Origin of the sequence: Halomonas sp., assembly GCF_014859505.1 — a bacterium.
Taxonomy (GTDB): Bacteria; Pseudomonadota; Gammaproteobacteria; order Pseudomonadales; family Halomonadaceae; genus Halomonas.
Map to the genome: position 1 here is coordinate 1 of NZ_JACUUD010000079.1, position 13,834 is coordinate 13,834.

Sequence of the window (13,834 nt, forward strand, 5' to 3'; positions counted from 1 at the left end):
ATTCGTCGGATTCGTCGCAGCGACGGGTCCGCTATCCGTTGACACACAGATTCAGAGGTGAACCCCATGGCAGCTATCAGCGCCTCCCAGGTCAAGGAACTGCGCGAGCGTACCGGGCTCGGCATGATGGAGTGCAAGAAGGCCCTCACCGAGGCCGGCGGTGACATCGAGGTCGCCATCGAGAACCTGCGCAAGAGCTCCGGTCTCAAGGCCGCCAAGAAGGCCGACCGCACCGCCGCCGAGGGCACCGTGGTGACCCGCGTGGCAGAGGACGGCAGCTACGGCGTGATGGTCGAGATCAACTCCGAGACCGACTTCGTCGCCCGCGATGACAACTTCAAGGCCTTCGCCGACAAGATCGTCGACGCCTTCTTCGCCGCCAGGAGCGAGGACGTGACCGCGGTCATGGCCGGTGCCCTGGAAACTGCCCGCGAGCAGCTGGTGCAGAAGATCGGCGAGAACATCGGCGTGCGCCGCAGCGTCGTCGTCGAGGCCGGCGAAGGCGGCCTGGTGGGCGAGTACGTCCACGGCGGCCGTATCGGGGTGCTGACCGTGCTCAAGGGCGGCAACGCCGAGGTGGCCAAGGACGTCGCCATGCACGTCGCCGCCATCAGCCCGGCCGTGGCGCGTCCCGAGGACATGCCCCAGGACCAGCTGGACAAGGAGAAGGAGATCATCCTCGCCCAGCCCGACATGGCCGGCAAGCCCGAGCAGATCGCCGAGAAGATGGTCCAGGGTCGCCTGAAGAAGTACCTGGCCGAGAACAGCCTGACCGAGCAGCCCTTCGTCAAGAACCCGGACCAGTCCGTGGCCGAGTTCGTCAAGGCGGCCGGCGGCGAGGTCCTCGGTTTCACCCGCTTCGAGGTGGGCGAGGGCATCGAGAAGGCCGAGGTCGACTTCGCCAAGGAAGTGATGGAACAGGCCAAGCGCAGCTGAGGTCAGACGTTCCCGAAGGATGATGGCGTGCGCGCGAGCGCACGCCTTCGCGTATCCGGCCGGCGCACCGGCCACCCGACATGCCACCGCTGATGCCCAGGAGAGAGCCATGCCTACCACCGATCACGTCGAGACGCCGCCCAAGGCCCGCTCCGAGAAGTCGAAGTACAAGCGAATCCTGCTCAAGCTCTCCGGCGAAGCGTTGACCGGCGATGCCGAATTTGGCATCGACCCCAAGGTGCTGGATCGCCTGGCCCTGGAGATCGGCCAGCTCGTCGGGATCGGGGTGCAGGTCGGCATCGTGGTCGGCGGTGGCAACCTGTTCCGTGGTGCCGCCCTGCACGCGGCGGGCATGGACCGGGTCACCGGCGACCACATGGGCATGCTGGCCACGGTGATGAATGCCCTGGCCATGCGCGACGCCCTGGAGCGCTCCAATATCCGCTCCCGAGTGATGTCCGCCATCCCCATGAGCGGCGTGGTGGAACACTATGATCGCCGTACCGCCATCCGCTATCTCACCTCCGGGGATGTGGTACTGTTCTCCGCCGGTACCGGCAATCCCTTCTTCACCACCGATTCCGCGGCCTGCCTGCGCGGGATCGAGATCGACGCCGACGTGGTGGTCAAGGCCACCAAGGTGGACGGGGTCTACGACAAGGACCCGGTCAAGCATGCCGATGCGGTCAAGTACGATCAGCTCAGCTATGACGATGCCCTGGACCAGAAGCTCGGCATCATGGATTTGACCGCCATCTGCCTGGTGCGTGACCATGACATGCCGGTCCGCGTCTTCAACATGAACAAGCCCGGCGCCCTGCTCAATCTGGTAGTGGGCGGCGAGGAAGGCACGCTGATAGACAGAGGTTGATATCGTGATCAATGACATCAAGAAGGATGCGGAAGCCCGCATGAAGAAGAGCGTCGAAGCTCTTCACGGCAACCTGAACAAGATCCGGACCGGTCGTGCCCACTCCAGCATCCTGGATTCGGTGACCGTGGACTACTACGGCAGCCAGGTGCCCCTGAACCAGGTGGCCAACATCAACACCGAGGACGCCCGTACCCTCTCGGTGGTGCCCTGGGAGCAGAGCATGGTGGCCAAGGTCGAGAAGGCCATCATGACCTCCGATCTCGGCCTGAACCCCTCGACCGCCGGCAACAACATTCGCGTGCCGATGCCGATGCTCACCGAGGAGACCCGCAAGGGCTACATCAAGCAGGCTCGCGCCGAGGCCGAGCATGCCCGCGTGGCGGTGCGCAACGTGCGGCGCGATGCCAACGGCGATATCAAGTCGCTGCTCAAGGAGAAGGAGATCTCCGAGGATGAGCAGCACCAGGCCGAGGACGAGATCCAGAAGCTGACGGACAAGTACATCGCCGAGGTCGACAAGATGCTGGAGCTGAAGGAACACGATCTGATGCAGATCTGAGGAGCGCCGGGAGGCCGCCAGGAGGGCGGCCTCCCGTCTTGTGCACCCACTCCCCGATGCGAGACCCCATGACGTCACCGCTCACCCCAGACCCCAGCGCCAAGGAGGGCACGCCTGCCACCCCGGGGGGCGCGCTGCCACGCCATGTGGCGATTATCATGGACGGCAACAACCGTTGGGCACGGGCGCGTGGTCTCTCCGGTGTGCGCGGTCACCATGCCGGCGTTGAGGCGGTACGCGCCACCATCCGCCGGGCCGCCGAGCGCGGGATCGAGACCCTGACCCTGTTCGCCTTCTCCAGCGAGAACTGGAAGCGCCCCCGGGCCGAAGTGAGCGCCCTGATGGAGCTCTTCCTGCTGGCCCTCAAGCGTGAGGTCAGCAAGCTCCATGCCAATGGCATCCGGCTCTCGGTGATCGGCGATCTCTCGGGCTTCTCGGATTCGATCCAGAAACATATCGTCCGGGCCGAGGAGAAGACTCGCGACAACACCCGCCTGCACCTGGTGATTGCCGCCAACTACGGCGGACACTGGGATCTGACCCGGGCGGCGCGCCGCCTGGCCGAGCGCGTGGCCGCCGGCGAGATGGACCCCGCGGCCATCGACGAGGCCGCCTTCGCCGGCGAGCTGAGCCTGGCGGGGGTGGCGCCGGTGGATCTCTGCATCCGCACCAGCGGCGAGCAGCGCATCTCCAACTTCGTGCTCTGGGAGCTGGCCTACGCCGAGCTCCACTTCACGCCACGCCTGTGGCCCGACTTCGACGCCGACGCTCTCGACCTGGCGCTGGATGACTTCCAGCGGCGCCAGCGGCGCTTCGGCATGACCGACGAACAGATCGAGGCGCAACACGGTGCTTAGACAGCGCATCATCACCGCGGCCTGGCTGGCGCCGCTGATGCTGGCCGGCCTGTTTGGCCTGTCCGGCGGATTCTTCGCCCTGTTCACGGCGGCCATCGTGCTGCTGGCCGGCTGGGAGTGGACCAACCTGGCCGGCATTCGTCGGCGTGACCACCGCCTGCTGCTGGTGGGCGTGCTGGCCATGGCCATGCTGGTGCTGTGGCTCAGCGGCGCGGTCCTGGCCGCCTGGCCGCTGTGGCTGGGCGTCATCGGCTGGCTGGCCAACCTCTACTGGGTGGTGCACTACCCCGAACGCGGCGGGCTGTGGCAGTCGCCTACCCGACGCCTGGCCATGGGGCTGTGGGTGCTGCTGCCCGCCTGGGTGGGGCTCAACGTGCTGCGCGATACCGGCGCGGTATGGCTGCTCTTCGTGCTGCTGCTGGTGTGGTGTGCCGACATCGGCGCCTACTTTGCCGGTCGCGCCTTCGGCCGCCGCAAGCTGGCGCCCAGGGTGAGTCCCGGCAAGAGCTGGGAGGGCGTGGCTGGCGGCCTGGCTGCCACCGCCGTGCTGGCCGTGGTCTTCGCCGCCTGGCAGGGACTGGGGCTCGGCGGAGGTCTGGCCCTGCTGCTGGCGACCCTTATGGTGACCCTGGTCTCGGTGCTGGGCGACCTGCTGGAGAGCATGCTGAAGCGCTACCGCGGCATCAAGGACTCCAGCCAGCTGCTGCCGGGCCACGGCGGCGTGCTTGACCGCATCGACAGCCTGACCGCGGCGCTACCGCTCTTCGCCCTGCTGCTGCTGGGGGTGCTCTAGGGTGGCGTCGACAGTGAACACCTTGGATCGCCGACAGGCGATCACCGTGCTGGGGGCCACCGGCTCGATCGGCACCAGCACCCTGGACGTGATCGCCCGTCATCCCGAGCGCTACCGGATCCATGCGCTGACCGCCCACCGCTCCCGGGAGCCACTGCTGGCGCTCTGCCTCGCTCACCGGCCCGCGGTGGCGGTGCTGGGTGACGAGCGCGACGCCGCCTGGCTGCGGGTGCGCCTGGCCGAGGCGGACGTGGCGACCGAGGTCGAGAGCGGCCCGGCGGCCCTGGTGGCGGTGGCCGAGGCCGGCGAGGTGGACGCGGTGATGTCGGCCATCGTCGGCGCCGCGGGGCTGCTGCCAACCCTGGCCGCGGTGCACGCCGGCAAGCGGGTGCTGCTGGCCAACAAGGAGGCTCTGGTGATGTCCGGGGCGCTGTTCATGGAGGCGGTGGCGAAGAGCGGGGCGACCCTGTTGCCGATCGATTCCGAACACAATGCCATCTACCAGTGTCTACCCGTGGAGCATCGCGGCGGCCTTTCCCGCCACGGCGTGACCCAACTGCTGCTGACCGCCTCCGGCGGCCCCTTTCGCGGCTGGTCGCCGGCGGCCCTGGCGGAGGTCACGCCCGACCAGGCCTGCGCCCATCCCAACTGGTCCATGGGACGAAAGATCTCGGTGGACAGCGCCACCCTGATGAACAAGGGGCTCGAGCTGATCGAGGCGTGCTGGCTGTTCGATGCCCGGCCGGAGCAGGTTCAGGTGGTGGTGCACCCCCAGAGCGTGATCCACTCCATGGCCGCCTACAGTGACGGCTCGGTGATCGCCCAGTTGGGCAATCCCGACATGCGCACGCCCATCGCCTACGGGCTGGGCTGGCCCGAACGCATCGACGCTGGCGTGGCGGCGCTGGACCTTTTCCAGGTGGCGCGGCTCGACTTCGAGGCGCCAGATGAGGTCGCCTTTCCCTGCCTGAGGCTGGCCCGCGAGGCCATGGCGGCGGGGGGGACGGCACCGGCGGTGCTCAATGCCGCCAACGAGGTGGCGGTGGAGGCCTTTCTCGCTGGCCGACTGTCCTTTAACGGCATCGCTGAACTGGTGGCCCGGGTGCAGGACGCCGAGCCGGTCCAGGCCGTGCGCGACCTCGAGTCCGTGCTTGAGGCCGATGCCCGGGCTCGCCGCGCCGCCGAGACCTGGCTGGCGGGCCGCTGAGCCGATGCCCATCCAACCCGATTGCCGTAGGAGAACGACTTGGGCCTGATTCAGAACATCCTGGCCGTCATCGTGGTGCTGGGCCTGCTGATTACCTTTCACGAGTTCGGCCACTTCTGGGTGGCCAGGCGCTGCGGTGTCCGGGTGCTGCGCTTCTCGGTGGGTTTCGGCAAGCCGATCTGGTCCCGCGTCGACCGCCACGGCACCGAGTTTGCGGTGGCCGCCATCCCGCTCGGCGGCTATGTGAAGATGCTCGACGAGCGTGAGGCCCCGGTGCCGGAGGACCAGCTCGGCCAGGCCTTCAACCGCAAGACGGTGTGGCAGCGGATTGCCATCGTCGCCGCCGGACCCCTGGCCAACTTCCTGCTCGCCATCGTCGCCTACTGGGCGCTCTTCGTGGCCGGCACCACCACGGTGGCGCCGATGATCGGCAGCGTCGAGCCGGGGTCCCCCGCGGAGCGCGGCGGCCTCACGGCCGGCCAGGAGATCGTCGCCGTGCGCGGCGAGGCGGTGCGCGGCTGGGACGAGATCAACCTCAAGCTGGTGGCCGCCATCGGCATGAGCGGCGAGCTTACCATCGACGCCCGTGCCGACACCGCCGCCGAGCCCCGCGAGTATCGCCTGCCGGTGGAGAACTGGCTGGTGCGCCAGGACCCGCCCCAGCCGCTGCCGAGCCTCGGCGTGACGCCCTGGCGTCCGCCCTTCCCGGCGGTGCTGGGCCAGCTGTTGCCCGGCGAGGCGGCCGACGCTGCCGGCCTGCAGGCCGGCGACGAGGTGCTGTCGGTGGATGGCGCCCCGGTGGACGACTGGATGCACTTCGTCGATATCGTGCGTGCCAGCCCCGGGGAAGCGCTGACGCTGGAGGTGGTGCGTGACGGCGAGCGCATGAGCCTGGCCCTCACCCCCGGCAGCAACGAGTTGGAGGAGGGCGTGACCATCGGCTATATCGGCGCCGGGGTGGCCGCGGTGGAGTGGCCCGAGGAGTCACTTCGCGAGATCCGCTACGGCCCGATAGCGGCGGTGGGCGAGGCGGTGTCACGCACCGGCGAGATGACCCTGCTGACCCTGGATGCCATCCGCAAGATGCTGGTGGGGCTGATCTCGCCCTCGAACCTCTCGGGGCCGATCACCATCGCCCAGATATCGGGCGATTCGGCCCGGGCGGGCCTGGAGAGCTTCGTCAGCTTCCTGGCCTACCTCTCCATCAGCCTTGGCGTGCTCAACCTGCTGCCGATCCCGGTGCTCGATGGCGGCCACCTCCTCTACTATTTCATGGAGGTGGTGCGCGGGCGCCCGGTCTCCGAGCAGGCCCAGGCGATCGGGCTGCGCATCGGCCTGGCGCTGGTGGGCACCCTGATGCTGATGGCAATCTATTTCGATCTGATGCGGCTCTGGTAGGCGTCCCCTCGCCTTGTCAGCGAGCCGCACAAGTGTATATGGTGCCTGTCTGGACAGGTTTGGCAGATCAACGCGAGCGAATCGACTGCATGAGAATCAAGACCATCGGACTGGCGGCATTGCTGCTCGTCGGGGCCGGGACGGCCCAGGCCCAACCCTTCGAGGTTTCGGACATTCGTGTAGAAGGCCTGCAGCGAGTCTCCGCCGCCTCCGTCTTCAACGCCTTTCCTGTCAGCGCTCGCGACCGCGTCGATGACCGGGAGCTGGCCGACGCCACCCGCAGCCTGTTCGCCACCGGCCTGTTCGAGGACATCCGCCTCGCCCGCGACGGCGACGTGTTGATCATCCAGGTGGTGGAGCGCCCCACCATCAGCCGCCTCAACATCAGCGGCAACCGCCAGATCGGTGACGAGGAGCTGCGCCAGGGCCTGCGCCAGGCCGGCCTGGCTGAGGGCGAGGTGCTGCAGCTCTCCACCCTGGAGGAGATCCAGCGCGAGCTGGAGGGCGTCTACCAGGGGCAGGGTCGCTACAGCGCCAGCATCGAGACCAGCGTGCGCGAGATCGACGAGGGCCGTGTGCAGGTCGACGTGGAGATCAACGAAGGCGCCGTGGCGCGCATTCGCCAGATCAACCTCGTCGGCAACCGCGCCTTCGACGATGACACCCTGCTTGATGTCTTCGAGCTCAACGACCGCCCCGGCCGCCTCTTCGGCTGGTTCTCCCGGGATGAGTACTCCCGCGAGGCGCTGGCCGGCGATCTGGAGCGCCTGCGCTCCTTCTACCTGGATCGCGGCTACGTCAACTTCAACGTCGAATCGACCCAGGTCTCGATCAGCCCGGACAAGTCGCAGATCTTCATCACCGTCAACGTCGACGAGGGGCGCCAGTACCGCATCGGCGACGTGCGCTTCGTGGGCGACCTGCAGATCAGCGAGCGCGAGGCCCGTGAGCTGCTCGAGGTGGCGCCCGGCGAGGTCTTCTCGCGCAGTGACGTGACCGCCTCCTCCGAGGCACTGCGCGCGCGCCTCGGCGCCGAGGGTTTTGCCTTTGCCAGCGTCGACGGCATCCCCGAGGTCTCCGCCGACGGCGACGCCGTCGACCTGGCCTTGCGGGTCGACGCCGGGCGCCGCGCCTATGTTCGCCGCATCGAGTTCATCGGCAACACCACCACCCAGGACGAGGTGCTGCGCCGGGAGATGATCCAGATGGAGGGGGCGCCCGCCTCGACCCAGTCGATCACCCAGTCGCGCCAGCGCCTCGAGCGACTGGGCTTCTTCCGCCAGGTGGACGTGGAGACGCGCCCCGTGGCTGGCGAGCCGGACAAGCTCGATGTCACCTACACCGTGGAGGAGCAGCCCTCCGGCTCCATCTCCGCCAGCGTCGGCTTCTCCCAGAGCGCCGGCATCATCTATGGCGTGGGCCTCTCCCAGACCAACTTCCTGGGAACCGGCAACCGGGTAAACGTCGGCGCCCAGCGCAGCGATACCTTCACCAGCGTCAACTTCGGTTTCACCGATCCCTACTGGACCCTCGACGGTATCTCCCGCGGCTATAACCTCTACTACCGCGAGACCGATTTCGAGGACTCCGACATTTCCACCTACTCCACCGACGCCTACGGTGCGGGGATCAACTTCGGCTACCCGATCAACGAGATCACGCGGCTCAACTTCGGCACCGCGGTGGAGGATCTGACCATCAAGACCTTCCGCGATACCGCCCAGGAGATCACCCAGTACGTCGACGACCAGGGGGCCGATGCTCAGGCCCTGAAGCTGACCGCCAGCTGGACCCGCAACAACCTCAACCGCGGCATCATGCCCACCGCCGGCAACTACCAGCGCCTGTCGCTGGAGACCGCGGTGCCGGGTAGCGATGCCGAGTACTACAAGCTGCGCGGTCAGGCCCGCCAGCTCTTCCCGCTCGACGACAATCACGACTGGGCGCTGAAGTTCAGCGGCGAGCTGGGCTACGCCGACGTGGTCGGCAACGATCCCTATCCCTTTTACGAGAACTTCTTCGCCGGTGGCCTCGGCTCGGTGCGCGGCTTCACCGCCAACACCCTGGGGCAGCGCACCACGCCGCCGGAAACCGGCGGACGCGACCGCACCCTGGGCGGCAACGTGCTGGTGCAGGGCAGCGCCGAACTGCTCTTCCCGCTGCCCTTCATCGAGGATCGCCGCTCCCTGCAGACCTCGCTGTTTGTGGATGCGGGTAACACCTTCCTCACCGACTGCCTGGACGTGCCCGAGGGCACCGCCTCCAACTGCAGCTCCGGCGTCGACCTGGGCGACCTGCGCTACAGCGTGGGGGTGGGACTCTCCTGGCTGACCCCGGTGGGGCCGCTGACCTTCAGCGTCGCCGAGCCGATCAACGACGAGAGCGGCGACGACACCCAGTTCTTCCAGTTCTCTCTGGGCCAGACCTTCTGATCCCGCCAGCCCCACTGAACGTCGGTCCGCCCTGGGCGGACCGGCAAGGAGTTCGACATGCGTAGATTGACCGCGGCACTGAGCCTCGTCCTGCTGGCCGCCCTGGCGCTGCCCGCCCAGGCCGCCGAGGTGGCCCTGCTGGACTGGCGCCGGGCGCTGATGCAGACCGATGCCGCTCAGCGTTCCATGAGCGAGCTGGAGGGACGTATCGGCAGCCAGCAGCGCCAGGCTCAATCCCTGGATCAGGAGCTCTCACAGCTTCAGCAGCGCGCCAGCAGCCTCACCGACAGCGAGCGCCAGGAGGCCAACCGCAAGGCCTCCGAACTCAACCGCCTGGTCGGCGAGATCATGCAGGCCCAGCAGGAGGCCGAGCAGCGCTTCCTGAGCAATGCGGAGTCGAGGCTCGAACAGGCCGTGGAACAGGTGATCGCTCGCCACGGCATCGATGTCCTCGTGGAGCCCCAGGGGGTGCTGCACTCGAGTCAGGACCTGCCGGACCTGACCGGTGAAGTGACCCAGATCCTCAATACCCTGCTCTGAGCCGGCTGCCGCGGACGCTTGCCATGACCCGACGCGATACCCCCATCTACACCCTCGGTGAACTGGCCAGCCGCCTCGGCGCCCGGCTGGTCGGCGACGCCGACCGCCGCGTCAGCGGGCTGGCCACCCTCAAGGAGGCCGGACCGGATCAGGTCGCCTTTCTGGCCAACCGCGCCTATCTGAAGGATCTGCCGGACACGCGGGCCGCGGCGGTGCTGTTGCATCCCCAGCACGGCGAGACCTGCCCGGCCGCCCGGCTGGAACTCGACAACCCCTATCTGGGCTACGCGGCGCTGTCGCGACTCCTCGACCCCCTGGCGGGCCGCGAGCCCGCCGGCGTGCACCTCTCGGCGGTGGTGGACCCCAGCGCCACCCTGGGTGAGCGGGTCGAGGTGGGCGCCAGCGCCGTGATCGAGGCCGGCGTGATCCTGGGCGACGATGTCATCGTTGGCCCCGGCTCGGTGGTCGGGGTGGATGCGGTGATCGGCGCGGGGAGCCGGCTGCATGCCAACGTCACCGTCTGCCACGGGGTGGTGATCGGGGAGCGGGTCATCCTGCACAGCGGCTGCGTGATCGGCGGCGACGGCTTCGGCTTTGCCCACGATGGGTCTCGCTGGCACAAGATCGCTCAGCTCGGCGGGGTGGTGCTGGGTGATGACGTCGAGGTGGGCAGCTGCTCGAGCATCGACCGCGGCGCCCTGGGCGATACCCTGATCGGCAACGACGTCAAGATCGACAGCCAGGTGCAGATCGCCCACAACGTGCAGATCGGCGACCACTCTGCCCTGGCCGGCTGCGTGGGCATTGCCGGCTCCACCAGGGTGGGCCGGCACTGCATGCTGGGCGGCGGCGTGGGGCTCTCCGGCCACCTGACGATCTGCGACGGCGTCCAGGTCACCGGCATGAGCCTGGTCACCAACTCGATCACCGAGCCCGGGGTCTACTCGTCCGGCACCGGCGCCATGAAGAACGCCCAGTGGCGCAAGAACGCGGTGCGCTTCAAGCAGCTCGACGACATCGCCAAGCGCCTCTCGCGTCTCGAGAAGGGGCGTGACGGTTGAGGGTGGCGCCCGGGGCGTTATAATCCACCGCCTGCCCGACGGCCCCTGCCGCCGGCTCGCACCCGCCCGGAAGGCGGGGCTCCCGACACTCCAGAGGTTGTGACGATGGTAATGGACATCAACGAGATTCGAGACTATCTGCCCCACCGCTATCCCTTTCTGCTGGTGGACAGGGTCACGGAGATCACCCTCGGCGAATCCATCGTCGCCTACAAGAATGTCAGCATCAACGAGCCCTTCTTCAATGGCCACTTCCCCCACCATCCCATCATGCCCGGTGTGCTGGTGGTGGAGGCGCTGGCCCAGGCCTGCGGCATCCTCGGCTTCAAGACCGTCAACAAGCTGCCCGCCGATGGCTATGTCTACTATCTGGTGGGCAGCGACAATGTGCGCTTCAAGCGCCCGGTGATGCCTGGCGACCGACTCCAACTGCGCGCCGACGTGATCCGCGAGAAGCGCGGCATCTGGAAATTCGCCTGCAAGGCCACCGTCGATGGCGAGCTGGCCTGCGAGGCCGAGATCATCTGTGCCGAGAGGAAGGTCGCTTGATCCATCCCACCGCCCTCGTCGACCCCGCCGCGCGCCTCGCCGATGACGTCGAGGTGGGTCCCTTCACGGTGATCGGCCCCGACGTCGAGATCGGCCCCGGCAGCCGGATCGGCCCCCACGTGGTGATCAAGGGGCCCACGTTGCTCGGGGCGCGCACCCGCATCTTCCAGTTCGCCTCGGTGGGCGAAGACTGCCAGGACAAGAAGTACGCCGGCGAACCGACCCGCCTGGTGATGGGCGACGACAACGTCGTCCGCGAGGGGGTGACCCTGCATCGCGGCACCGTCCAGGACCGCGGCGAGACCACCATCGGCTCGCGGAACCTCTTCATGGCCTACGTCCACGTGGGGCACGACTGCGTGATCGGCAACGACTGCATCCTGGCCAATCAGGTGACCCTGGCGGGCCACGTGAAGCTGGGCGACTTCGCCATCCTCGGCGGGCTCGCCGCCGTGCACCAGTTCTGCCATTTCGGCACCCACGCCATGGCCGGCGGCGGCTCCATCATCACCAAGGACACCCCCGCCTACGTGATGATCAACGGCAACCCGGCCCAGGCCCACGGCCTCAACCTGGTGGGCCTCAAGCGCCGCGGCTTCTCGAAGGAGGCGCTCAAGGCGCTCAGTGAGGCCTATCGGCTGGTCTACCGCCAGGGGCTCACCGTGGAGCAGGCGCTGGCGGAGATCCGCACGCGCTACCAGCTCGCCGAGACCGAGACCTTTGCCGCCTCCATCGAGGCCTCGACCCGCGGCATCATCCGCTAGCCATGGCCTCGGCCGAGCGACAGGCGGTGCGGCGGGTCTATCTGGTGGCCGGTGAGCTCTCCGGCGATATCCTCGGCGCCGGCCTGATGCGCGCCCTCAGGACGCGCCATCCCGACGTGGAGTTCCGCGGTATCGGCGGCCCCCGCATGATCCGCGAGGGCATCGACAGCCGCTTTCCCCTGGAGACCCTCTCGGTGATGGGCCTGGTCGAGGTGCTCAAGCACCTGCCGGGACTGATCCGGGTTCGCCGCACCCTCAAGGCCGATGCCCTGGCCTGGCGGCCCGATATCATGGTCGGCATCGACGCCCCGGACTTCAACCTGGGCCTGGAGCGGCAGCTGCGCGAGGCGGGGCTGACCACCGCCCACTACGTCAGCCCCTCCGTATGGGCCTGGCGCCAGGGGCGGGTCAAGGGCATTGCCAGGTCCGTGGATGCCATGCTCACCTTCCTGCCCTTCGAGGCGACCTTCTACGCGCGCCACCGGGTGCCGGTGGCCTTCGTCGGCCATCCGCTCGCCGACGAGCTGCCGCTTCAGAACGATCGTCTCGCCGTTCGTGCCGAGTTGGCCCTGCCGGCCAATGGCGAGGTGCTGGCGCTGCTGCCCGGTTCCCGGGCCAACGAGATCCGCTTCCTGGGCGAGACCTTCCTTGCCGCCGCGGAAACGCTGTGCGCCGCGCGGCCGGGGCTGCGGGTGGTGGTCCCGGCGGCCACGCCCGAGCGCCGCGCCGAACTCTCGGTGCTGCTCGCCGAACACCCCGCCCTGGCAGAGCGCCTGACCCTGCTCGACGGCCAGGCCCGGGAGGCCATGGTGGCCAGTGACGCGGTGCTGCTGGCCTCGGGCACCGCGGCCCTGGAGGCGATGCTCTGCCATCGCCCCATGCTGGTGGCCTACCGGATGGCCCCGGCCACCCACTGGCTCGCCAGGCGCCTGGTGAAGACCGAGTGGATCTCGCTGCCCAACCTGATCGCCCGTGAGAGCCTGGTGCCGGAGCTGATCCAGGAGGCGGCGAACCCCGAGGCGATCGCCGCCCGGCTCGGCGAGATGCTCGACGATGCCCCGGGGCGCGCCGCCCTGGAGGCGCGCTTCGCCGGGATGCACGAAGGACTGCAGCGCGACGCCAGTCGCCGCGCGGCAGAGGCCATCGAGGCGCTGGTGGCCGGTCGGCCGCTGCCCGAGAGCGTCGCCCCCGAGCGGGCCGACGACCATGCCGGCGAGGTGGCGCCGTGACCCCGGGAAGGGGAAGGGGAAGGAGTAAGGCCGGCGCGCTGCCGCCGCTGGTGGTCGACTACCGCGGCGAGCGCCTGGCCGGGGTCGACGAGGTGGGCCGCGGCCCCCTGGTGGGGGCGGTGGTGGCCGCGGCGGTGATCCTCGACCCGGCTCGGCCCATCCCTGGGCTGGCCGACTCCAAGGCACTCAGTGCCAGGCGCCGCGAGGCGCTGGATGAAGAGATCCGCGAGCGCGCCCTGGCCTTCGCCGTGGCCGAGGCCACGTCCGCCGAGGTCGATGCGCTCAACATCTTTCACGCCACCCACCTGGCCATGCGCCGCGCCATCGATGCTCTGGCCCCCGCCGCCGAGTACCTGCTGGTGGACGGCAATCGCCTGCCCGGGCATCATGTTCCCGGTCAGGCGGTGGTCAAGGGTGATGCCCGCCATCCGGCCATCGCCGCCGCCTCGATCCTCGCCAAGGTGGCCCGGGATGCCCAGATGGCCGCGCTCGACGCCCGCCATCCCGACTACGGCTTCGCCCGCCACAAGGGCTACCCGACCCGCGAGCACCTGACCGCCCTGGAACGCCTGGGGCCGCTGCCGGAGCACCGCCGCTCCTTCGGCCCGGTCAGGCGCCAACTGGCGCTGTTCTGA

General features: G+C 68.6%; 14 protein-coding genes. All 14 read left to right on the plus strand.

Annotation, left to right across the window (positions count from 1 at the left end):
- Positions 1–66 precede the first annotated feature (66 nt).
- The 14 genes from tsf to rnhB all read left to right on the plus strand — a co-directional run bounded on the left by tsf (position 67) and on the right by rnhB (position 13,834).
- Positions 67–936, plus strand: a complete 870-nt coding sequence (tsf, locus tag IBX53_RS10955; protein ID WP_290909103.1) for a translation elongation factor Ts — start codon at positions 67–69, stop codon at positions 934–936.
- Positions 937–1,045: 109 nt separating this feature from the next.
- Positions 1,046–1,807, plus strand: a complete 762-nt coding sequence (gene pyrH / locus IBX53_RS10960) for a UMP kinase (RefSeq protein ID WP_290784176.1) — start codon at positions 1,046–1,048, stop codon at positions 1,805–1,807.
- Between the two features lie 4 nt (positions 1,808–1,811).
- Positions 1,812–2,369, plus strand: coding sequence for a ribosome recycling factor (gene frr / locus IBX53_RS10965; protein WP_290909105.1), 558 nt, complete (start codon positions 1,812–1,814; stop codon positions 2,367–2,369).
- Positions 2,370–2,437: 68 nt separating this feature from the next.
- The gene (gene uppS, locus IBX53_RS10970; RefSeq protein WP_290909107.1) at positions 2,438–3,226 is read left to right on the plus strand and encodes a polyprenyl diphosphate synthase; all 789 of its coding nucleotides are present in this window, start codon (positions 2,438–2,440) and stop codon (positions 3,224–3,226) included.
- Positions 3,219–4,019 carry a phosphatidate cytidylyltransferase gene (locus IBX53_RS10975; RefSeq protein WP_290909109.1) on the plus strand — a complete coding sequence of 267 codons (801 nt, stop codon included), beginning with the start codon at positions 3,219–3,221 and terminating at the stop codon, positions 4,017–4,019. The genes uppS and IBX53_RS10975 overlap by 8 nt, the downstream gene beginning before the upstream one ends.
- Before the next feature lie 13 nt (positions 4,020–4,032).
- On the plus strand, positions 4,033–5,226 hold the full coding sequence (gene ispC / locus IBX53_RS10980; protein ID WP_290909111.1) for a 1-deoxy-D-xylulose-5-phosphate reductoisomerase: 1,194 nt from the start codon (positions 4,033–4,035) through the stop codon (positions 5,224–5,226).
- A 39-nt stretch (positions 5,227–5,265) separates the two neighbouring features.
- Positions 5,266–6,624, plus strand: coding sequence for an RIP metalloprotease RseP (rseP, locus tag IBX53_RS10985; protein ID WP_290909112.1), 1,359 nt, complete (start codon positions 5,266–5,268; stop codon positions 6,622–6,624).
- Between the two features lie 89 nt (positions 6,625–6,713).
- Positions 6,714–9,056 carry an outer membrane protein assembly factor BamA gene (gene bamA, locus IBX53_RS10990; RefSeq protein ID WP_290909114.1) on the plus strand — a complete coding sequence of 781 codons (2,343 nt, stop codon included), beginning with the start codon at positions 6,714–6,716 and terminating at the stop codon, positions 9,054–9,056.
- Between the two features lie 57 nt (positions 9,057–9,113).
- Entirely contained in the window at positions 9,114–9,596 is a 483-nt protein-coding gene (locus IBX53_RS10995) for an OmpH family outer membrane protein (RefSeq protein ID WP_290909116.1), read from the plus strand.
- Positions 9,597–9,619: 23 nt separating this feature from the next.
- Positions 9,620–10,657 carry a UDP-3-O-(3-hydroxymyristoyl)glucosamine N-acyltransferase gene (gene lpxD / locus IBX53_RS11000; protein ID WP_290909118.1) on the plus strand — a complete coding sequence of 346 codons (1,038 nt, stop codon included), beginning with the start codon at positions 9,620–9,622 and terminating at the stop codon, positions 10,655–10,657.
- Between the two features lie 105 nt (positions 10,658–10,762).
- Entirely contained in the window at positions 10,763–11,206 is a 444-nt protein-coding gene (gene fabZ / locus IBX53_RS11005) for a 3-hydroxyacyl-ACP dehydratase FabZ (protein WP_290909120.1), read from the plus strand.
- Positions 11,203–11,970 carry an acyl-ACP--UDP-N-acetylglucosamine O-acyltransferase gene (gene lpxA, locus IBX53_RS11010; protein ID WP_290909122.1) on the plus strand — a complete coding sequence of 256 codons (768 nt, stop codon included), beginning with the start codon at positions 11,203–11,205 and terminating at the stop codon, positions 11,968–11,970. The genes fabZ and lpxA overlap by 4 nt, the downstream gene beginning before the upstream one ends.
- 2 nt (positions 11,971–11,972) lie before the next feature.
- Positions 11,973–13,199 carry a lipid-A-disaccharide synthase gene (gene lpxB, locus IBX53_RS11015; protein WP_290909124.1) on the plus strand — a complete coding sequence of 409 codons (1,227 nt, stop codon included), beginning with the start codon at positions 11,973–11,975 and terminating at the stop codon, positions 13,197–13,199.
- Positions 13,196–13,834, plus strand: coding sequence for a ribonuclease HII (gene rnhB, locus IBX53_RS11020; protein WP_290909126.1), 639 nt, complete (start codon positions 13,196–13,198; stop codon positions 13,832–13,834). The genes lpxB and rnhB overlap by 4 nt, the downstream gene beginning before the upstream one ends.

Bases quoted from the DNA above. Each gene is read 5' to 3' on its own strand.
- tsf (WP_290909103.1), top strand. From the start codon at position 67: ATGGCAGCTATCAGCGCCTCCCAGGTCAAGGAACTGCGCGAGCGTACC.
- pyrH (WP_290784176.1), top strand. From the start codon at position 1,046: ATGCCTACCACCGATCACGTCGAGACGCCGCCCAAGGCCCGCTCCGAG.
- uppS (WP_290909107.1), top strand. From the start codon at position 2,438: ATGACGTCACCGCTCACCCCAGACCCCAGCGCCAAGGAGGGCACGCCT.
- bamA (WP_290909114.1), top strand. From the start codon at position 6,714: ATGAGAATCAAGACCATCGGACTGGCGGCATTGCTGCTCGTCGGGGCC.
- IBX53_RS10995 (WP_290909116.1), top strand. From the start codon at position 9,114: ATGCGTAGATTGACCGCGGCACTGAGCCTCGTCCTGCTGGCCGCCCTG.
- lpxD (WP_290909118.1), top strand. From the start codon at position 9,620: ATGACCCGACGCGATACCCCCATCTACACCCTCGGTGAACTGGCCAGC.
- fabZ (WP_290909120.1), top strand. From the start codon at position 10,763: ATGGTAATGGACATCAACGAGATTCGAGACTATCTGCCCCACCGCTAT.
- lpxB (WP_290909124.1), top strand. From the start codon at position 11,973: ATGGCCTCGGCCGAGCGACAGGCGGTGCGGCGGGTCTATCTGGTGGCC.